Annotated in this window: 21 protein-coding genes; 7 read left to right on the forward strand and 14 right to left on the reverse strand. The window is 66.9% G+C overall.

Annotated features, from left to right (window positions below; genetic code table 11):
• Positions 1-46: 46 nt before the first annotated feature.
• On the reverse strand, positions 47-430 hold the full coding sequence (locus HU751_RS06575; RefSeq protein WP_084942673.1) for a winged helix-turn-helix transcriptional regulator: 384 nt from the start codon (positions 428-430) through the stop codon (positions 47-49).
• 128 nt (positions 431-558) lie between these two features.
• Between HU751_RS06575 and HU751_RS06580 the strand changes: the two genes are divergently transcribed.
• Entirely contained in the window at positions 559-1113 is a 555-nt protein-coding gene (locus tag HU751_RS06580) for an ester cyclase (RefSeq protein ID WP_186732770.1), read from the forward strand.
• A 22-nt stretch (positions 1114-1135) separates the two neighbouring features.
• Here the strand turns inward: HU751_RS06580 and HU751_RS06585 are convergent, their stop codons facing one another.
• Positions 1136-2110, reverse strand: a complete 975-nt coding sequence (locus HU751_RS06585; protein WP_186732771.1) for a polysaccharide deacetylase family protein — start codon at positions 2108-2110, stop codon at positions 1136-1138.
• Between the two features lie 108 nt (positions 2111-2218).
• On the opposite strand from HU751_RS06585, the gene HU751_RS06590 reads away from it, so the two are divergent.
• Both HU751_RS06590 and HU751_RS06595 read left to right on the forward strand, forming a co-directional pair.
• Positions 2219-3100, forward strand: coding sequence for a LysR family transcriptional regulator (locus HU751_RS06590; protein WP_186732772.1), 882 nt, complete (start codon positions 2219-2221; stop codon positions 3098-3100).
• 114 nt (positions 3101-3214) lie between these two features.
• The gene (locus tag HU751_RS06595) at positions 3215-4783 is read left to right on the forward strand and encodes a sensor domain-containing diguanylate cyclase (protein WP_186732773.1); all 1569 of its coding nucleotides are present in this window, start codon (positions 3215-3217) and stop codon (positions 4781-4783) included.
• Positions 4784-4937: 154 nt separating this feature from the next.
• On the opposite strand, the gene HU751_RS06600 is transcribed toward HU751_RS06595, so the two are convergent.
• The 8 genes from HU751_RS06600 to HU751_RS06635 form a co-directional block, all read right to left on the reverse strand.
• Complete coding sequence (locus tag HU751_RS06600; RefSeq protein WP_186732774.1) at positions 4938-5897, reverse strand: ribonuclease Z; 960 nt, start codon at positions 5895-5897, stop codon at positions 4938-4940.
• Positions 5898-6041: 144 nt separating this feature from the next.
• A complete protein-coding gene (hpaI, locus tag HU751_RS06605; RefSeq protein ID WP_186732775.1) occupies positions 6042-6842 on the reverse strand; it encodes a 4-hydroxy-2-oxoheptanedioate aldolase in 801 nt (266 codons plus the stop codon).
• A 9-nt stretch (positions 6843-6851) separates the two neighbouring features.
• Positions 6852-7655 (reverse strand): 2-oxo-hept-4-ene-1,7-dioate hydratase, encoded by an 804-nt coding sequence (hpaH, locus tag HU751_RS06610; protein WP_186732776.1) that lies wholly within the window; start codon positions 7653-7655, stop codon positions 6852-6854.
• Between the two features lie 7 nt (positions 7656-7662).
• A complete protein-coding gene (locus HU751_RS06615; RefSeq protein ID WP_186732777.1) occupies positions 7663-8073 on the reverse strand; it encodes a 5-carboxymethyl-2-hydroxymuconate isomerase in 411 nt (136 codons plus the stop codon).
• Between the two features lie 11 nt (positions 8074-8084).
• Entirely contained in the window at positions 8085-9008 is a 924-nt protein-coding gene (gene hpaD, locus HU751_RS06620; RefSeq protein ID WP_186732778.1) for a 3,4-dihydroxyphenylacetate 2,3-dioxygenase, read from the reverse strand.
• A gap of 97 nt (positions 9009-9105) precedes the next feature.
• Positions 9106-10566 carry a 5-carboxymethyl-2-hydroxymuconate semialdehyde dehydrogenase gene (gene hpaE / locus HU751_RS06625; RefSeq protein WP_186732779.1) on the reverse strand — a complete coding sequence of 487 codons (1461 nt, stop codon included), beginning with the start codon at positions 10564-10566 and terminating at the stop codon, positions 9106-9108.
• Positions 10563-11342, reverse strand: coding sequence for a fumarylacetoacetate hydrolase family protein (locus HU751_RS06630; RefSeq protein WP_186732780.1), 780 nt, complete (start codon positions 11340-11342; stop codon positions 10563-10565). Before HU751_RS06630 ends, hpaE begins: the two co-directional genes overlap by 4 nt.
• Positions 11339-12013 (reverse strand): fumarylacetoacetate hydrolase family protein, encoded by a 675-nt coding sequence (locus tag HU751_RS06635; protein ID WP_186732781.1) that lies wholly within the window; start codon positions 12011-12013, stop codon positions 11339-11341. The genes HU751_RS06630 and HU751_RS06635 overlap by 4 nt, the downstream gene beginning before the upstream one ends.
• Positions 12014-12175: 162 nt before the next feature.
• Between HU751_RS06635 and hpaA the strand changes: the two genes are divergently transcribed.
• Both hpaA and hpaR read left to right on the forward strand, forming a co-directional pair.
• Complete coding sequence (gene hpaA / locus HU751_RS06640) at positions 12176-13078, forward strand: 4-hydroxyphenylacetate catabolism regulatory protein HpaA (RefSeq protein ID WP_028688922.1); 903 nt, start codon at positions 12176-12178, stop codon at positions 13076-13078.
• A 172-nt stretch (positions 13079-13250) separates the two neighbouring features.
• Positions 13251-13673, forward strand: coding sequence for a homoprotocatechuate degradation operon regulator HpaR (hpaR, locus tag HU751_RS06645; RefSeq protein ID WP_186714313.1), 423 nt, complete (start codon positions 13251-13253; stop codon positions 13671-13673).
• 108 nt (positions 13674-13781) lie between these two features.
• Here hpaR and HU751_RS06650 read toward each other — a convergent pair whose 3' ends face one another.
• Positions 13782-14378: a TetR/AcrR family transcriptional regulator gene (locus HU751_RS06650; RefSeq protein WP_186732782.1), complete on the reverse strand. Its 597-nt coding sequence runs from the start codon at positions 14376-14378 to the stop codon at positions 13782-13784.
• A gap of 5 nt (positions 14379-14383) precedes the next feature.
• Positions 14384-15586 carry a multidrug effflux MFS transporter gene (locus HU751_RS06655; protein ID WP_186732783.1) on the reverse strand — a complete coding sequence of 401 codons (1203 nt, stop codon included), beginning with the start codon at positions 15584-15586 and terminating at the stop codon, positions 14384-14386.
• A 249-nt stretch (positions 15587-15835) separates the two neighbouring features.
• On the opposite strand from HU751_RS06655, the gene HU751_RS06660 reads away from it, so the two are divergent.
• Positions 15836-16057, forward strand: coding sequence for a DUF6555 family protein (locus HU751_RS06660; RefSeq protein ID WP_050705694.1), 222 nt, complete (start codon positions 15836-15838; stop codon positions 16055-16057).
• A gap of 151 nt (positions 16058-16208) precedes the next feature.
• Here the strand turns inward: HU751_RS06660 and HU751_RS06665 are convergent, their stop codons facing one another.
• A complete protein-coding gene (locus HU751_RS06665) occupies positions 16209-16823 on the reverse strand; it encodes a LuxR C-terminal-related transcriptional regulator (protein WP_186732784.1) in 615 nt (204 codons plus the stop codon).
• A gap of 107 nt (positions 16824-16930) precedes the next feature.
• Here HU751_RS06665 and HU751_RS06670 point away from each other — a divergent pair, with 107 nt between their 5' ends.
• Positions 16931-18562 carry an ATP-binding response regulator gene (locus tag HU751_RS06670; RefSeq protein WP_186732785.1) on the forward strand — a complete coding sequence of 544 codons (1632 nt, stop codon included), beginning with the start codon at positions 16931-16933 and terminating at the stop codon, positions 18560-18562.
• Positions 18563-18567: 5 nt separating this feature from the next.
• Here HU751_RS06670 and HU751_RS06675 read toward each other — a convergent pair whose 3' ends face one another.
• Complete coding sequence (locus HU751_RS06675; protein WP_050705697.1) at positions 18568-18879, reverse strand: hypothetical protein; 312 nt, start codon at positions 18877-18879, stop codon at positions 18568-18570.
• Positions 18880-19201: the final 322 nt, after the last annotated feature.

Raw genomic sequence — 19201 nt, forward strand, 5'->3', positions numbered from 1 at the left:
GGCAGGTAGCGGGTCAGAATGAGGTGGGCTTGTACCGGGGCGGCCTTCAGTCCAGTCGATCGTCATAGTGGCGACGAGCCTGAACAATCGCCGGCATGTTCGACTCCGCCCAATGCGCCAGTTGTTCCACCGTACCACCCAGTGTCGCGCCCAGCTCGGTCAGGGCGTACTCGACGGTGGGCGGCACGGTCGGGTGTACCTGGCGTTCCACCAGGCCGTCGCGCTCGAGCTTCTTCAGGGTCTGCGACAGCACCTTCTGCGAGACGCCAGCGATATCCCGGCGCAGCTGGTTGAAGCGTACCCGTTCGCCGGCGCTGAGGCGGTCGATGAGCAGCAGCACCCATTTGTCGGCCAGGCGATCGAGCACCAGGCGTGCCGGGCAGTTCGGGGCGAAGACGTCGTAGGCCGGGCATTCGCGGTAGTGGGCCATGGGTTACTCCAAGGTAATCAGGTGAGTGAAAAGTGCCTTCTTGAGCGCTTGGTCGGGGCTGGTTAGGCTGTTGTCCATGGTTTGCGGCCGCGCCATGCCCCCTTGTAAACGCACTGAAGGAAATCAGGATGAACACCGAAACCAAGGCTTCGGCGCTGCGTGCCGCCCGCTGGATCTCCACGCTGCTGCTGACTGCGGCGGCCAATCTGGGCAACGCCAGCGAACTGGTGACGCCGGTCACGCTGGTGGTCGACCAGAGCCTGCCCGCGGCCCAGGCGCAGCAGCAGATCCTCGCCGCCCGCCGTTACGACACCTTCTGGAACACCGGCGACGAGGCCATGGCCCGCGCCGCGCTGGCCGCCGACTTTCGCGACAACACCCTGCCGCCGGGGCGGGCGCAGGGCGTCGAAGGGCCGCTGAAGGCTTCCCGGGCATTCCGCGCGGCGGTGCCGGACCTGCGCTGCGAGGTGCTGCAGATGATCGTCGCCGGCGATCGGGTCACCGCGGCGCTGCGCTTCACCGGCCATTTCACCGGCATGCTGGGCGAGCACCAGGGTCAGGGCCAGGCCATCGACTTCATCGCCATGGACATCTATCGCATCGCCGATGGCCGGATCGCCGAGGACTGGCATCTGGAGGACAACCTGGCGTTCATGCGCCAGGCGGGCCTGGCGGGGCTGTAGGAGCGGCTTGGCCGGCCTGCAATCAGCCGAACACCCGCGGCGGATTGACCGGCGCATCGCCCTGGGCCAGGGTCCAGCGGGCGATGTCGTCCTTGCGCATGAACGCCACCCCGGCATGGCTGCGGGCATAGCTGAAGAACTGGTCCAGCGCCCGCACCACGGTGGGTGTGCCGCCGATGCGGTCATGGGCCGACAGCGACATCAGTCGACGGCGCTGGCGGCCTTCGGCGTACAGTACGTCGAACTCGTCCTTGAGCTCCTGCAGCAAGGCCGCGCCAGTCATCGCCGTGGACCCGGCGATGCGGCCGATGTCGTTGTTGCGCAGGGTGTAGGGCACCACGGCGAACGGCTTGCCGCGCACCGGGGTGATCGAGGGCTCGTCACGGGCCAGGTCGTCGATGTGGTAGAGGAAGCCCAGGTCCTGGAGGATATTCAGGGTCTCGCGGGAGTGGCGCATCCAGAACGCGTTGAAACCCAGCGGACGTTGCCCGGTGATGCGCTCGATGATGGCGCTGGCCTGCTGGTACTGGCGGCGCTCCTCGGCGGGCGTCAGGCTGTACTGGGGCGCCCAGTGCAGGCCGTGCCCGGCGGCCTCGTGACCGCGCCGGACCACCTCGGCCGCCAGCTCCGGGTAGGCTTGCACGGCCTTGCCGACCATGTGCGAAGTAACCTTGATGCCGTGCCGGTCGAACAGCGCGAGCAGGCGCGGCACGCCTTCCAGCGGGCCATAGCGGTACCAGCTGGGGGCGATGGTGTCGGGGTAGCGTGGGTCCAGGGGCGGGAAGGGGCTTTCGGCATGCTCCGGCTGCCCGCCCGATTCGAACTGCAACGACACCGAGATCACCAGTTGCGCGCCGTTGGGCCAGAACGCCTTGCCACCGCCGCTGCCTGGCGTCGCCCCGTTGCTGCTGCCGGGTTCGCTTGCCAGTGCCGCGCCCGCCGCCACGGCGATGCCGCCGGCGAGGGTGCCTTTCATGAAGTCTCTTCTGCTGGTCATCGGTTTGCTCCTGAGTGCATGGGTTTCGATGCCGGGCAGTGTAATTAGCGAAAAAATCGCTAATAATCAGCCGAAAGCAAAAATCATATTTCGGAAAAGTCGAAAGCTATGCTGGATCAACTGGCGTTGTTCCTCACCATCATCGAAAAGGGCAGCCTGTCGGCGGCGGGCCGTGAGCGCGGACTGTCACCAGCCACGGTGTCCGAGCGCCTGTCGGCGCTGGAGGCGCATTACGGGGTGGCGCTGCTGACCCGCAGCACCCGCTCGCTCAGCCTGACCGATGCCGGTCGCCTGCTGGCCGACGGCGCCCGGCGCCTGCTGGCCGAGGCCGACGAGCTGGAGAGCCAGCTGCGCCACGGCCAGCAGAAGATCTCCGGCCTGGTGCGCCTGAGCGCCCCGGTGGACCTCGGCCAGCACTGCATCGCGCCACTGCTCGGCCGCTTCCTTGAGGCGCATCCCGATGTATCGATCGACCTGGACCTGACCGATGGTTACGTCGACCTCGTAGGGCAGGGCATCGACTTCGCCATCCGCTACGGCACCCTGGCCGACAGCACCCTGCGCGCCCGGCCCCTGGGCGACAACCGCCGGGTGGTGTGCGCCGCGCCCGCTTACCTGCGTCGGCACGGTACACCGTTGCACCCGGACGACCTGGCGCGGCACGACTGTATCGTCATGCGCTTCGGCATCCATACCGAGCGGGTCTGGCCGTTCCGCCTGGACTCGGTGGCGCATTCGGTCAGCGTGCGCGGCCGGCGGGTTGCCAACAACGGCGAGCAGGTGCGGCGCTGGGCTGTGGACGGGCATGGCCTGTGCCTGAAGTCGCTGCGCGATGTGCGCGATGACCTGGACAGTGGCCGGCTGGTGGAGGTGCTGGGCGACTTCAGCGCCGGACCGGTGGCGCTGCAGATCGTCTATCCGCCGACCCGGGTGCAGCCGAGGCGAGTGCGGGCGTTGATGGAGATGATCGTGGCGGAGCTAGGGGCATAGAGTTGAACGGGGCCCTGTGGGAGCGGCCTTGTGCCCATGCATCTGCTGTGAACACCCAGAAGTAGCGCTGGACTATAGTGATGAGCGGCCAGTGCGTGACGACAAGGGACTTTGATGGCAGCAGCCAGGAAACAGACTGATGACGGCGTCTTCGCGGTGACCGGCGAGGGCCGCGCCGTGTCGTTGTTCCGCCTGGTGCTGGGTTTCATGGCGGTGGTGATGCTGGCATTCGTGCTGATCGAGGGCTGGCGGATCTGGCGCGAGTACCGGCAGGCGTTCGGCGATGCCGAGAATGCGGTCACCAACCTGGCCCGGGCCACGGCCCAGCACGCCGAGGACGCCATCCGCCAGGTGGACGCGATCACCGCGGTCTTGGCCGAGCGCCTGGAAGGCGATGGCTTTGTCCATGTCGATCGACCGCGGATGCACGCCCTGTTAAAGCAACAGGTGCAGATCATGCCGCAGTTGCACGGCCTGTTCGTCTATGGCGCCGATGGCAGTTGGATCGTCACCGACAAGGATGCCGTGCCGCCGGGCGCCAATAACGCCGACCGCGACTATTTCATCTACCACCAGACCCACGCCGATCGCCAGGTGCGTATCGGCTCGGTGGTGCGCAGCCGTTCCACGGGCGACCTGATCATCCCCATCTCGCGGCGCCTGGACCTCCCCGATGGGCGCTTCGCCGGGGTGCTGCTGGGCACCATCAAGGTCGACTGGTTCGTGCGTTACTACGGTGATTTCAAGATCGATGAACGTGGCGCCCTGGTGCTGGCCAAGCGCGACGGCACCATCCTCGTGCGCCGGCCGTTCGTCGAGCAGGTCATTGGTCGCAGCCTGGCCGGCAGCGAGATCTTCCGACTTTACCTGCCCTACGCCAGCGAAGGGGTGGCCGAGGCGGTGGCGGTGGTTGATGGCACCACTCGGCTGTATGCGTTCCGCGCGCTGTCCAGCTATCCGCTGGTGGTGCAGGCGGGCTTGTCCCGCGAGTCGATCGTCGCGCCCTGGCGGCATGACATGATCAAGTCACTGGCCGTGCTGGTCCTGCTGCTGGTCGGCCTGGCCGGCTTCGGTTGGATCGTCCTGCGCCAATTGCGCGAGCGCATCGCCATCGAGCGCGCGCTGCACCAGGCCCACCAGACCCTCAAGGCGCTGGCCCTGAGTGACAGCCTGACCGGGCTGGGCAACCGCCGGCGGCTGGATGCGGTGTTCGAACCGGAGATCCGTCGGGCGCGGCGCCAGGGCCGGCCGCTGGCACTGGTGATGCTCGACCTGGACTACTTCAAGGCCTACAACGACCGCTATGGCCACCCGGCGGGCGACCAGTGCCTGCGGCGTTTCGCCGAGCTGTTGCGACAGGCGCTGAAGCGCCCAGGGGATCTGGCGGTGCGTTATGGTGGCGAGGAGTTCACCCTGTTGTTGCCCGATACCGATGTCCAGGGTGCCAGCCAGATCGTCCAGGAGATCCTGCAGCTGTTGCGTCGGCTGAGCATCGAGCATGCCGGCAGCCCGTTGGGGCATGTCACGGCCAGTGCCGGTATCGCGGTGGGCGCACCGACGCTGGAGACGGTGACCCCGGAGAACCTGATGGCGGCGGCGGATGCGGCGCTTTATGAAGCCAAGCGCCAGGGGCGGGATCGCTACTGCCTGGCGGCCAGCGTGGAGCAGCATCCGGCGCATTGACGCGGCAGGAGATCGCCCAGGAATCGGTAGCATTGTGCGGTCTTTCGTGGGAGCGGGCTTGCCCCGCGATAGCGTCCGATCAGGCAATGAGGGTGCCCGGTCAGGCCTCATCGCGGGGCAAGCCCGCTCCCACGAAAGGTCTCTGTCCGGGGCGTTACTCCACCTCGACCAACACCCCATCACGGCCAAGCCGATAACGCTGCAGGTCCCGGGCCAGGGTCAGGTGCCCGTTGTAATGAGCCTGCGCTTCTTCACGCACCTCCTCGATGGAGCCGCCACGCCCACCGCCCGACTGGTAGCGAGCACTGAAATGCGTCAGCACCAGGTTCCTCACGCCAGCCGTTTCGGCAAAGCGCGCCACCGCTGCAGCGGTGCTGTGGCCGAAGGTGGCCTGGGCACGCTCGACCACCGGCTGGGTGAAGGTCGCCTCGTGGACCAGCACATCCACGTTAGCCGCCAGCGTGCTCAACAGCTCCGGGCGGTCGTTGTCGCCGCAGACGATGATCCGCTGCGCCGGGCGCGTCGGTTGCAGGTAGGCCTGCGGGTCGAGCTGGCGTCCCTCGTGCTCGACAGTTCTGCCACGGGCCAGTTGCCCCCACAACGGCCCGGCGGGGATGCCGTCGGCCTGCAGGCGCTGGGTGTCCAGCCGTGGCTCTGGGTCACGCTCCTCGAACACGAAACCGTAGGATGGCACCCGATGCGACAGCTCGACCACACCGATCTGCACATTGCCATGTTCCAGCCCGGTGAAGGTCTCGACCGGCTGCATCTGCAGCTCGAAGGGCAGGTAGGTATCGCTGACCGCCAGGCTCTGGCGCACCCAGGCCTGCAGCTCGGCCGGCAGCACCAGCTGCAAGGGTTCCTTGCGCCCCGACATGCCGGCGCTGGCCAGCAGCCCCGGCAAGCCGAAGCAGTGGTCGCCGTGCACATGGGTGATGAGGATGGCGCGCAGGTCGCGCACCGACAGCGGGCTGTGCAGCAACTGGTGCTGGGTGCCTTCGCCGCAATCGACCAGGTACCAGCCGGTGCCGGAGGATTCGATGACCGCGGTCGCACTGACGTTGCGGGCCTTGGTGGGCACACCGGAAGAGGTGCCCAGAAACTGCAGGTCCATTGCCTGACTCCTTGATTCGACGTTGTTGCGGCCCCGCAGTGCGGGGCGCGCGGAGGCTAGCATGGTGCTGCCGGAGGGGCCAGTGCTGCTTCCTGCTGTCACCGGACCGCTCCCAACATCGAGCTTACGCGCTACCAGGCCGGACTAGTAGACACCGCCCTGGGCGCTGGTAGCGGCCCCTTCCTTGAACTTGCCCGCCAACCCCTGCAAGCCGCGCATCAGCACCGTGGTGTCCACTCCCACGGCGACGAACGCCGCGCCCAGCTCGATATACCGGCGCGCCAGCGCTTCGTCGGCGCTGAGGATCCCCGCCGCCTTGCCGGCACGGCCGATGCGCACGATGGCGTCGTCGATGGCCGCCTGCACTTCTGGATGCCCCGGGTTGCCCCGGTGGCCCATGGCGGCGCTGAGGTCGGCGGGGCCGATGAACACGCCATCGACGCCTTCGACAGCGCAGATCGCATCGAGGTTGGCCAGGCCTTCGCGGTTCTCCACCTGCACCAGCAGGCACATCTGTTCGTCGGCCTGGTCCAGGTAGTCGGGCAGGCTGTTCCAGCGCGACGCTCGTGCCAACGCGCTGCCGACACCGCGCATGCCGTGGGGCGGGTAGCGCATCGCCCGCACCAGCTGGCGTGCCTGCTCGGCGCTTTCGACCATGGGCACCAGCAGGGTCTGCGCGCCGATATCCAGCAACTGCTTGATCAGCGCGGTATCGCCGATCACCGGGCGCACGATGGGTTGGGCCGGGTAGGGCGCCAGCGCCTGCAACTGGCCGAGCAGGCTGCGCAGGTCGTTGGGCGCGTGCTCGCCGTCGAGCAGCAGCCAGTCGAAACCGGCATTGGCCGCCAGCTCCGCGCAGTACGGGTCGGCCAGGCCGAGCCACAGGCCGATCTGCGCCTGGCCAGCGCGCAGGCGTTGCTTGAAGGTGTTGATGGGCATGTCCATGGCGGGTCCTCAGATGAATCGGCAGGCGATCGAACCGAGTTGATCGTAGTCGACGTGGAAGGTATCGCCGGGGCGGGCGGCCACTGGGCGGGTGAACGAGCCGCCGAGAATGATCTGGCCGGCTTCGAGGCCCACGTCGTATGGCGCCAGCTTGTTGGCCAGCCAGGCCACGCCCTTGGCCGGATGGTTGAGCACCGCCGCCGACACGCCGGACTCCTCGATCACGCCATTGCGGTACAGCACCGCCGGTACCTTGCGCAGGTCGACGTCGCCCGGGCGTACCGCGCGACCGCCCATGACCACGCCGGCGTTGGCGGCGTTGTCGGAGATGGTGTCGAACACCTTGCGGGTGGCGCCGCTGAGCGGGTCGACCTGCTGGATGCGCGCGTCGATGATCTCCAGGGCCGGAATCACCCACTCGGTGGCCTCGAGCACGTCGAACAGGCTCACGTTCGGCCCCTTGAGCGGCTTGCCGAGAATGAACGCCAGCTCCACCTCGACCCGGGGCACGATGAAGCGCTCGAAGGGAATGTCGCTGCCTTCGTCGAACAGCATGTCGTCGAGCAGCGCGCCGTAGTCCGGCTCGGTGATGTTCGAGGAGACCTGCATGGCCCGGGAGGTGAGGCCGATCTTGTGGCCGACCAGCTTGCGGCCGTCCTTGATCTTCTGTGCCACCCAGGCACGCTGGATGGCGTAGGCGTCCTCGATGCTGATCGAGGGGTGTTCCAGGGAGAACTGGCCGACCTGTTCGCGGGTGCGCTCGGCCTGGTCGAGGCGGGCGGCGGCTTGCTGGATAATGCGGGCGTCGAGCATGGAGACCTCAGGGCTGACGGGTGAACAGGGGATGCAGGCTGCTGTGCTTGGCGTCGTACACCTGCGCCTGGCTTTCATCGATCTGCAGGGTCACGCCGACCGGGCGACGTTCCAGCAGCGCGTCCAGCTGCCGACGCAGCACCGCCAGCAGCGCATCGCCGACCTGCCGGTGCACCGCGGTGCTACGACCGCTGCCCATGCGCAGGTTGGCGTAGACGAAGCCGTAGTCGCCGCGGCCATCGGCGATCGCCGCGTGGGCGGCCGGGTAGGCCAGCACGCGGGTGCCGCCGGTGGGGAACACCTGTCGATCATCTTCATCGCGCTGGGCGAGCATGCAGTCGGCCAGGGCGCGGCACAGGCCGGGCATATCGGCGTCGACTTCGATGTCCGGGCTGTAGAGCAGGACCAGATGGGGCATGACGGTGCTCCTTACAGGCGGCTGGTGGAGGTGACGCCGGCCGGGTTCGAGGCCTGGGCGGCGGGGATCGCGCGGCCGTCCTGCGGGGTGACCGGGAAGATCGCGTTGATCTGGCCGGTGCCGGAGGAGCCGAAGTACGGCGTCACCACCTCGGCCTTGCCGTCGTACTGCGACCAGCCCAGGGCGCCGAGCAGCATGGCGGTGTCGTGCATGAAGCCTTCGCCGTGGCCCTTGACCGCGTACTCGGGCAGCATTGCGCAGAAGTCGGCCCAGTCGCCGTCCTGCCACATGCGCACCACGCGGTGGTCGAGGGTCTCCAGGAACGGGCTCCATACCTTGGTGGCAAAGTCCGGGGCCTGGCCGTTCTGGGCGAAACGGTGCGACAGCGAGCCACTGGCGAGGAAGGCCACGGTGCCGTCGTAGTGGTCCTCGACCGCCTTGCGCATGGCCCAGCCCAGGCGCGCGCTGTCGTTGAGGTAGTGCGAGGTGCACAGGGCCGAGACCGAGATCACCTTGAAGTGACGGTCGGCGTTCATGTAGCGCATCGGCACCAGGGTGCCGTATTCCGGGGCCAGGGTGGTGGCGTCGTGGGCCATGGTCTCCACGCCCAGGCGGTTGCACTCCTCGGCGAGGATCCGCCCCAGTTCGGGGTTGCCGGGGAAGCCGTAGTCCATGTTGGCGATGAAGTGCGGCAGTTCGTTGCTGGTGTACAGGCCTTCGAAATGCGCGGCGCAGTTGATGTGGTAGTTGGCGTTGACCAGCCAGTGGGTGTCGAACACGACGATGGTGTCCACGCCCAGTTCGCGGCAGCGCCGGCCGATCTCGTGGTGGCCGTCGATGGCCGCCTGGCGAAAGCCCTGGCGCGGGCCGGGCAGTTCGGACAGGTACATCGAGGGCACATGGGTGATCTTGGCGGCGAGAGCGAGTTTGCCCATGGGAATCTCCTGTGATTGTTGTTGTGGCCGCATCGCGGGGCAAGCCCGCTCCCACGAACCGATGCCTTTGTGGGAGCGGACTTGTCCCGCGATGACGTCAGATGCCCCAGCGCGGAATGTGATGGCTACCCATGGATATACACACGTTCTTGATCTCGGCGAAGACCTCGAAGCTGTATTGCCCACCTTCGCGCCCGGTACCCGAGCCTTTCACACCACCGAACGGTTGGCGCAGGTCGCGCACGTTCTGGCTGTTGATGAACACCATGCCCGCCTCGATGCCACGGGCCAGGCGGTGGGCCTTGCCGATGTCCTGGGTCCAGATGTACGAGGCCAGGCCGTATTCGGTGTCGTTGGCCAGCCGCAGCGCCTCGGCCTCGTCCTTGAACGGGATCAGGCAGACCACCGGGCCGAAGATCTCTTCCTGGGCGATGCGCATCGAGTTGTTCACGTCGGCGAACACCGTCGGCTGGATGAACTGCCCCTTGGCCAGGTGCGCCGGCAGCCCGGCCGGACGCTCCAGGCCGCCGGCCACCAGGCGTGCGCCTTCCTCGAGGCCGATGCGGATGTAGCCGGTGACCTTGTCGTAGTGCTGCTGGGTGATCATCGAGCCGACCTGGGTCTTCGGATCGGTCGGGTCACCGACGACCAGGCGCTTGGCGCGGGCGGCGAACTCGGCGACGAACTGCGGGTACACGCTCTCCTGGATGAAGATTCGGCTGCCGGCGGTGCAGCGCTCGCCGTTGAGCGAGAAGATGGTGAACAGCGCGGCATCCAGGGCACGGTCCAGGTCGGCGTCTTCGAAGACCAGCACCGGCGACTTGCCGCCCAGTTCCATGGAGTACTTCTTCAGGCCCGCCGTCTGCATGATCTTGCGGCCGGTGGCTGTGCCGCCGGTGAACGAGATGGCGCGCACGTCCGGGTGGCGCACCAGGGCATCGCCGGCGGTGGCGCCGTAGCCCTGGATGACGTTGAGCACGCCATTGGGGATGCCAGCCTCGACCGCCAGGCGTCCCAGCTCATTGGCGGTCAGCGGCGACAGTTCGCTCATCTTCAGCACCGCAGTGTTGCCCAGGGCCAGGCACGGCGCGGTCTTCCAGGTGGCGGTCATGAACGGCACGTTCCACGGCGACACCAGCCCGCACACGCCCACCGGCTGGTACAGGGTGTAGTTGAGCATCTGGTCGTCCACCGGGTAGGTGTGGCCGTCCATGCGCGTGCACACCTCGGCGAAGAAGTCGAAGTTGTGCGAGGCCCGGGGGATCAGCACGTTGCGCGTCTGATGGATCGGCAGGCCGGTGTCCAGGGTTTCCAGTTCGGCCAGCTGCGGTACGTTCTGTTCGATCAGCTCGCCCAGGCGGCGCATCAGCCGGGCGCGCTCCTTGGCCGGGGTGTTGGCCCATTTCGGGAAGGCTTGCTTGGCCGCGGCCACGGCCTGGGCGACTTCCTCGGCGCCGCCGCTGGCGACTTCGCCGATGGCTTCGCCGGTGGCCGGGTTGTAGTTGATGAAGGTGTCGCGGCTCTCGACTTCGCGGCCGTTGATCCAGTGCTTGATCATGCTGTTGCCTCGTGTGCTTTGCGGGCGAAGAACTCGGCTTCGCTGACGATTCGGTTGACCAGGCGGCCGACGCCTTGCACTTCCACCACCACCTCGTCGCCCGGCACCACGTCGGCCAGGCCTTCCGGTGTGCCGGTGGCGATCATGTCGCCGGGCTGCAGGGTCATGAAGCTGGAGAAGTATTCGATCAGGTAGGGGATGTCGAAGATCATGTCGGCGGTGCTGCCTTGCTGTTTCAGCTCGCCGTTGATCCAGGTGCGCAGCGTCAGCTTCGACGGATCCGGCACGTCGGCGACGTCGACGATCCACGGGCCCACCGGGGTGGTGGCGTCGCGGTTCTTCACCCTCAGGTTGGGGCGGTAGTAGTTCTCCAGGTAGTCGCGGATGGCGTAGTCGTTGCACACCGTGTAGCCGGCCAGGTAGTCGAGGGCGTCCTCGCGCCGGACGTTGCGCGCCGGCTTGCCGATCACCGCCACCAGCTCGCACTCGTAGTGCATGTACTTGACGTTGTCCGGGCGCCAGGTGACCTGCTCGTGCCCGGTGTAGGTGCCCGGCGACTTGATGAACGCCAGCGGTTCGGTGGGCGGGGTGAAGGCCAGCTCGGCGGCGTGGTCGGCGTAGTTCAGGCCCAGGGCGAACATGTTGCCGGTGGCCGGCGGCAGCCAGGTGACCTGGTCGGCATGGACCAGGCGACCATCGGCCAGGCGCAGTTGCTGGTCGTCCTCGACGGTGACCTGATGGACCTGGCCGTCGAACTGGATACGGGCGTGCTTCATGGGGCGAGTCCTTGTTCGGCGACGATGGGGTTGGTCAGTTGGCCAAGGCCGTCGATCTCGACCGTCACGCGGTCGCCGGGCAGCACATCGACGCGGCCTTCGGGCGTGCCGGTGATCAGCACGTCGCCGGCATGCAGGGTCATGAACTCGCTGATCTCGGCGATCAGCCGGGCCACGCCGCGCACGCAGTTGGCGGTGTTGTTCTGCTGGCGCAGCTCGCCGTTGACCCACAGGCGGATGCCCAGCGCGTCGGGGTTGCCGACCTGCGCGGCCGGCACCAGCTGCGGGCCGATGGCGCAGAAGCCGTCGCGGCACTTGGCCTTGACCGCCGGACGGTAGTAGCTGTCCTCGGGCAGGCTGAACTCGTTGACGATGGTGTAGCCGGCCACATGCGCGAGGGCGTCGTCGACGCTGACGCGGCTGGCGTCCTTGCCGATCACCACGCCCAGCGCGGGGCCGGGTTGCAGGTGCTCGACTGCCGAGGGGTAGGTCACCGGTTGGGCATGCCCGTTGCGGGTGTTCGGGGTCTTGATGAACAGCACCGGCTTGACCGGCGGCTGCCGGTACGGCGCTTCATGGAAGGATGCCAGATGCTGCTGCAGCAGGCCCTGGTAGTTCAGGGCGACGCCGAACAAGCTGCCGTTGGCGACCTCGTGCAAGGCACGGCTCATGCTTTTCTCCTGCGGTGATTGAGGCGACCGGGGGCGCCTCGTGGTGTTTTTGTTAATGTGTTAACGTTATATTTAATATGTTAACGATCGTCAAGGCGTCCACCGCTGGCTGGTGGTGCTACGATGGTTTCCCCGGCGCGTTTCACCGCTGCGAGAACAACAATGAAAGAACGACAGCCGATCCCCAACATCAACATCGGTCAGGTCTACGACCAGCGCTACAGCGACAGCGAGGTGCACTACGACCGCCTGGGCAACCTGGCCGGTTTCTTCGGCCGCAACATGCCTGTGCACCGCCACGACCGCTTCTTCCAGGTGCACTACGTGAAGACCGGCAGTGTGCGGGTGTACCTGGACGAGCAGCGCTACCACGAGTCCGGGCCGATGTTCTTCCTCACCCCGCCGACCATTCCCCATGCCTTCGTCACCGAGGCCGACGCCGACGGCCATGTGCTGACCGTACGCCAGCAGCTGGTCTGGCAACTGCTGCAGGCCGAGCCTGGGCTGGCGTTGGGCCCGCGGCTGCAACCGGCCTGCGTTGCCCTGGGTCACCTGCAGGGCGCGGCGGCCGGCGAGGTACGGCGCCTGGAGCAGCTGTTCGACCTGCTCGGCGATGAAATCGGCCATGGCCAGGCCGGGCAGGGCACCGCCGTGCAGGACCTGGCGCGCCTGGTGATGATCAGCCTGCTGCGCCTGGGCGCCAATTCGCTGGAGGCCACGCCCGCGCGGCACGAGGACCTGCAGCTGTTCCATCGCTTCAACGAGCTGATCGAGCGCCACTACCTCGACCACTGGACGCTGCCGGCCTATGCGGCGGCGCTAGGGGTGACCGAGGCGCGGCTGAACGATGTGTGCCGGCGCATGGCCGACCTGCCGTCCAAGCGCCTGGTGTTCGAACGGCTGATGCAGGAGGCGCGGCGATTGCTGCTGTACACCGGCGGTTCGGCCAACGAGATCTGCTACCGGCTGGGGTTCAAGGATCCGGCGTATTTCAGCCGCTTCTTCCAGCGCCATGCGCAGATGACGCCGGGGGAGTACCGCCAGCGCCAGGCGGGATTGCGTTGACTTGGGGGTGATCGGCTCCGGGCTGCAGGCTTCAACCGATCGTGCAATGAGGGTGGTGTCTGGAAAATGGGCGTTTGCCAGGAGCGCTGGTACTTTTCACAGGGGCTGGACAGCACGGGTGAAAATGGTTTTCACTTTATTAATATCTTAATAAAACCAGTCGTTTATCCTGATGACCAATCCTAGACCTTCCCTGACGTTGACCCTGTTGCAGGCCCGCGAAGCGACCATGGCGTTCTTCCGTCCGGCCCTCAATGCCCATGACCTGACCGAGCAGCAGTGGCGGGTGATCCGCATCCTGCGCCAGCAAGGCGAGCTGGAAAGCCACCAGTTGGCGGACCTGGCCTGCATCCTCAAGCCGAGCATGAGCGGCGTGCTCAAGCGCCTGGAGCGTGATGGCCTGGTGGGCCGGCGCAAGTCGCCGGAGGACCAGCGGCGGATCTTCATCAGCCTGACCGTGCGTGGCCAGCAGGCGTTCCTGGCCATGAGCGAGGAGATGGAGCGCAATTATCAGGAAATCCAGCGTCAGTTCGGCGAGGACAAGCTGGAGCAGTTGATGGGACTACTGAATGAGCTGAAGAAAGTCAGGCCCTGATGCCGTGAACGCTGGTCACCCCTATCGCGGGGCAAGCCCGCTCCCACGGGTAAACGTGGGAGCGGGCTTGCCCCGCGATAGGGCCCTTGAATCGTGTACAGGGTCCCCCTACAGACCGGCAAGATACAGCGAATCATCGAGAATCTTCAGCAACGAAGCTGCTCGCCGCGCATACACCGCCGGGTTCGCATACAGCAGCTCCACATGCAGGCTGTCGATGATCCCCAGGTACGCATCGCCATACAGCTCAAGCTTGTTGCCATCGCTGCGAGCCCAGGCGTGGCGCTCGCGCAGCGCTTGGCAGAAGCCCAGGCGGATCTGCTCCAGGTAGGCCTCGAAGCCGCCGGTGACGATCGCACGGATTGGCGCTGGCGGCAGGAACGCCGTGCGCAGCACGAAGCGCAGGTTGGCCGAGGCGGCGTAGCGCTCGGCCAGGTGCAGCGGGTGCCAGTGCCCCGGTGCCTCGCGGCCCGCCGCCTCGAGGCCGAATCCGGCCTCGACGTAGGCGGTCTCGTCCGCCAGCGCCCGTTCGAAGGCGCGCACGAACAACGCGTCCTTGTTGGCGAAGTGGGCATACAGCGACGCCTTGCGCATGCCCGCCAGGACGGCGATCTCGTTCAGCGACGAGCCGTCGTAGCCGTGTTCGGCAAAGTGCTCGACGGCATGGTCGCAGATGCGCGCGGCGGAAGGGGTCAGGGCTTTCAAGGCGGTCACTCCGGGTTGACGCTAGGGGCGCTGATTGTCTTTGCCATGGCGGCGCTGGTCAAACCGACGATGACCAGGGCAGCGGCCGCCAGCAGCCAGGCCCAGGCCAGCGGTCCCAGTGTGGCCAGGTGCCCGGCCAACGGTGTGGCACTGGACGAGATCACCAGTTGCAGGGCACCGAGCAACGCTGCGGTAGAGCCGACGTCACGTTGTTGCGACGACATCGCCAGGGCCATCAAGGTGGCCTCGCAGATCCCCAGGCCAAACAGCGCCAGTACCACGCCCGCCAGCAGCAGCGGCAGGCCCGCGGCGGTCAGCCCGGCGACCACCGTCAGCAGCGCGCCGCCACCCATGCACAGCGCACCCCACCAGGCCACGCGGGCCACGCCATGGCGCGTCACCCAGTAGCCGGACAGCGCCGCGCCGAGCAGGATGGCCACGCCGCAGGCCCCGAACAGCAGGCCGAAGTGGGCGCTGGAAAGACCGAAATACTGCTGATACACGTAGGCGGAGCCGGCGATGTAGGCGAACAGGAAGAAGAACACCGCCGACAACGCCAGGGCCGGTCGCATGAAGGCGCCGTCGGCGGCGATGCGCGCATAGGTGCGCCATGCAGTGGTTGGTGCCAGGCGTACCCGCTGCCCTGCAGGCAAGGTTTCGCCGAGCGTCAGCATCGAATTGAGCAGGGTCAGCAGGCCCAGAGCGGCCAGCACCAGCATGATTGCCCGCCAGCCATAGGCGGCGTCGATCACCCCGCCCAGCGCCGGGGCGAGGATCGGCGCCAGGCCTTCGATGGTCATCAGCAGGGCGAAGATCTGCGCCGCCCGCGCGCCGTCGGCGCTGTCGCGCACCATGCTCATGATCACCACCAGCGTCAGCGCGCTGGCCAGGCCCTGGACCAGGCGTGCGATCAGCAACAGGTCCAGCGAAGGCGCGGCGGCTGCGCCGAGGGAGGCCAGGCTGAACACCATCAGCCCCGCGAGCAGTGGACGACGACGGCCCACGGCGTCGACCACGGGGCCGAACAGCAACTGGCCGGCGCCCATCGCCAGCAAGAACACGGTCAGGGTCAGCTGCACCTGGGTATAGCCGGTGGCGAAGTCGCGGGCCATTTCCGGCAGGCTGGCCAGGTACATGTCGATGGCCGAAGGGCCGAGGGCGCCGATCAGGGCGAGGGAGGCGGCGAAGCGCAGGTTGGAGGCAGGCATGACTGGGAAATCCGTTGGCAAAAAATAACCTACCGACCGGTAGGTTGTACGAATTATGCCAGAGAACACGCAGGGGTCAACAAGGCCAGTGTCCGCTTGCGCCCCGGCAACAGGGCATTCGCTTGTACAGGACCGACGGATCTTGAGTCTCGGCTCCTCCCTTGGCCTTGCCTGATAATTTTTTGAATTTTCAACGCACGGGGTGATCAGTCAGAGAGTCATCCATGGAGAAGAGGAGGGCCTGCGGCAATGCCAAGTCCCCAGCTATTTACCATTGAATACCGGCTGCACGGAGAGCCGCGGCGTTTCATCATCCGCCAGGAGCACATGGACAATGCCGAAGCCTGGCACTGGGCAAGTTGCGATGCGGGGTTGGGGATCATCCCGAAGTTCGGGCGGGAAAAGATCAAGAAGGTCAGCCGGCCGATGGCCGAGCGGCATGGCATCACTGATGTGCACTGGCGGGTGTGAGGCGTCGAGGCGAACTGCGGGAAATCGGGCAGGTACCTGAATCAACGTGGGAGCGGGCTAGCCCCGCGAACACCGGCAAAGCCGGTGCCAGGCATTGCATCGCGGGGCAAGCCCGCTCCCACGCAGTCACACACAATCGTCTGATGGTTTCTCAGTTCCCCGAATACTTCACCGCCGCTGCCGTGCGGGTTGGTACATTGAGGGTCTTGAGCAGCGAAGACACATGAATACGCACCGTGAACGGCGAGATATCCAGCGCCCGTGCGATCTCCTTGTTGGTCTTGCCCTGGGCGATCAGGCGCAGCACGTCCTGCTGGCGATGGGTGAGCTGTTCCAACTCGCTGGGGGTTCCCAGTTGCGGCAGCAGGCCGCTGGGCAGGTAGTTGACCACCACCTCGCCGGCGCGGATGGCGAGGATGGCCGCGCCGATTTCCGCAGGGCTGACGCTCTTGCCGATAAAGCCATCGACACCGGCGGCCATGACTTCGCAGATCACCTCCGGGTCATCGACCATCGACACGACGATCAGCGTGGTGCGCGGCAACTGTCGGCGTAGCTCGGCGAGGCGGCCGATGCAGGTAAGGCCGGGAAAGCGCAGGTCGAGGATCAGGGTGTCGGGCGTGGCGCCCAAGGTGGCCAGGCGCAACACATCGGCCAGGCTGCCGGCTTCCTCCAGCCGGGCGTCGGGCAGGATGCGCCGCGCGGTGTTGACCATGGCTTCCCTGAACAGCGGATGGTCGTCCGCCACGATGATGCGGCAACTCACGTCGAGGAACTCCCTGTCGTCCGACACATGCTAATTTAGCAGTCAACTGCGGCTTTTTCCCATGATGCATGCCGCAAATGCCGACTGGCGCACAAGGACGTTACCCCATGAGGTTCGAGAAGAACAACGAACTGGACCAAGCCAACCTGCGCATCATCGTCGCCTCCTGCGCGATCAGCTACGTGGCGCTGCTGGGCTTCCTGCCGGGACGCTCGCCGGCCACCTACCTGCCGGTACTGCTCTACTACGCAGGTTTCGTGGTGGTCTCGATTGGCATGCGCCAGGCCATCAAGCGCTGGCCCGGGCATTACCCGGCGCGGCGGATCTTCGGCATGCTCGGCGACTACACCGGTACCTGCTTCGGCCTGGTGGTCGGCGGCGAGACCGCATTGCCGCTGTATGCGGTGATGGTATGGATCAACCTGGGCAACGGCATGCGCTTCGGTTCGCGCTACCTGGCCATCGCCACGGTGCTGGCCCTGGCCGCGTTGCTGGTGGTGTGGCGGCTGACGCCCTACTGGCAGGAGCAGCCGTTCCTGCTGCCGATGCTGCTGACCACCAGCACCCTGATCCCGTTCTACGCTCACCTGCTGCTGGAGCGCACGCGCAAGGCCACGGCCCTGGCCGAGGCCGCGACCCGCGAGAAATCCCGCTTCCTGGCCCAGGCCAGCCACGACCTGCGCCAGCCGATCCACTCCATCGGCCTGTTCACCGCCTGCCTGCGCGAGGCGCGCCTGGGCGAGGAGGAGCGGCGCCTGGTGGACAGCATCGACCGCTCGCTGCTCAACGTCTCGCAGCTGTTCCGCTCGATCCTCGACCTGTACACCCTGGACAACGGCCGGGTGCAGCCGAAATGGGAGACCATTGCCGTGGACGGCTTTTTGCGCGAGCTGCTGCGCCAGAACAGCGAAGCGGCGCGCTGGGCCGGGGTCGAGATGCGCCTGATGCCGAGCCGTCACTGGATCCGCGCCGACCCGGGCATGCTGGCGACCATGGTGCAGAACGTGCTGTCCAACAGCTTCAAGTACGCCGCCGGCCGCCCGCTGCTGATCGGCGTGCGGCCTCGCGGGCAGGGCCTGGCCATCGTCGTCTGCGACCAGGGTCGGGGGATTGCCGAGGAGCACCAGGGCCGGGTGTTCGAGGAGTTCTACCGGGTGCGCGAAGTGCGCGACAAGGATGTCGAGGGGGTCGGCCTGGGCCTGGCCATCGTCAAGCGCCTGGGGCGGTTGATGGGCCTGGAGGTCAGCCTGCGCTCGCGCCTGGGGCATGGCACCTGCGTGACCCTGCAGGGGCTGGCCAAGGCCCCTGCGCAAGTGCCGCGGGCCACGCTCGACCAGGCCGTGCAGGCGGGCCTGCTCACGGGGTTGCGGGTGTGCCTGGTGGAGGACGACCACAACGTGCTGCAGGCCACCAGCGCCCTGCTGCAACGCTGGGGATGCGAGGTCCAGGCCGAGAGCTCGCCCCATGGCCTGGTCAGCGACTGCGATGTGATCGTCGCCGACTACGACCTGGGGCCGCAGGCCACCGGCATCGACTGCATCGACCAGTTGCGCGCGCAGCGCGGCGCCGCTGTGCCGGCGCTGATCATGACCGGTCACGACATCGACAGGTTGCAGGGCGCCTTGCAGGCGCGGGGCATCGCGGTGCTGGCCAAGCCGGTGCGGCCTGCCGAGTTGCGCGCGGCGTTGCGTGCCCTGCGCGAGACGGCAGCGGCGCCGGCGGTTCAGGCCGGCGCTTGAGGGTGTCACTGGAAGACGGGGGCCTGGCCTTCCTTCCAGCAGGTGGGGGACGGGGTGTAGATGCCCATGCCGGCCACGGCGACCAGGCCGCCGCTGGGCACCTGGCAATCAAACTGGCCCTTGGAGGTGCTGGCGGTGAAGTAGGTGGTGTTGGAGTCGCTGCGCAGGTTGCTGACCTTGCTTACCGGCACGCCGAGGGTGACCTCGGTACGCTGCTTGAGGGTGTCGGCGCTGGGGCTGGCGGTCTGGCAACCGGCCAGGGCGGCGAGGCCGGCGAGCAGGAACAGGGACTTGAAGGGGAAGGACATGGGGATCATCGCGTTGCTTCCTTGGCATTGTTCTCGGTACGGCGCACCCACCGCCAGGAAGGGGGGCTGGCGGTGGGGCGGTGGGCCGACTATAGCGCCGAGGTGGCGTTGCGCGATGTAGGGCGGATGTGCGAGGTGGCATAGTGATGGCAATTTCAAGATGCTGAGCATTGGCGTCCGGCTTGGACTTGCCGGGGCTGCTTTGCAGCCCTTTCGCGGCACAAGGCCGCTCCTACAGAGGCGCGAATCTCCTGTAGGAGCGGCCTTGTGCCGCGAAAGGGTCGCAAAGCGACCCCAGCAATCGCAAGACCTTGAAAGGGATGGCCGCTTA

It is taken from the genome of Pseudomonas peradeniyensis (assembly GCF_014268935.2).
Lineage (GTDB): Bacteria > Pseudomonadota > Gammaproteobacteria > Pseudomonadales > Pseudomonadaceae > Aquipseudomonas > Aquipseudomonas peradeniyensis.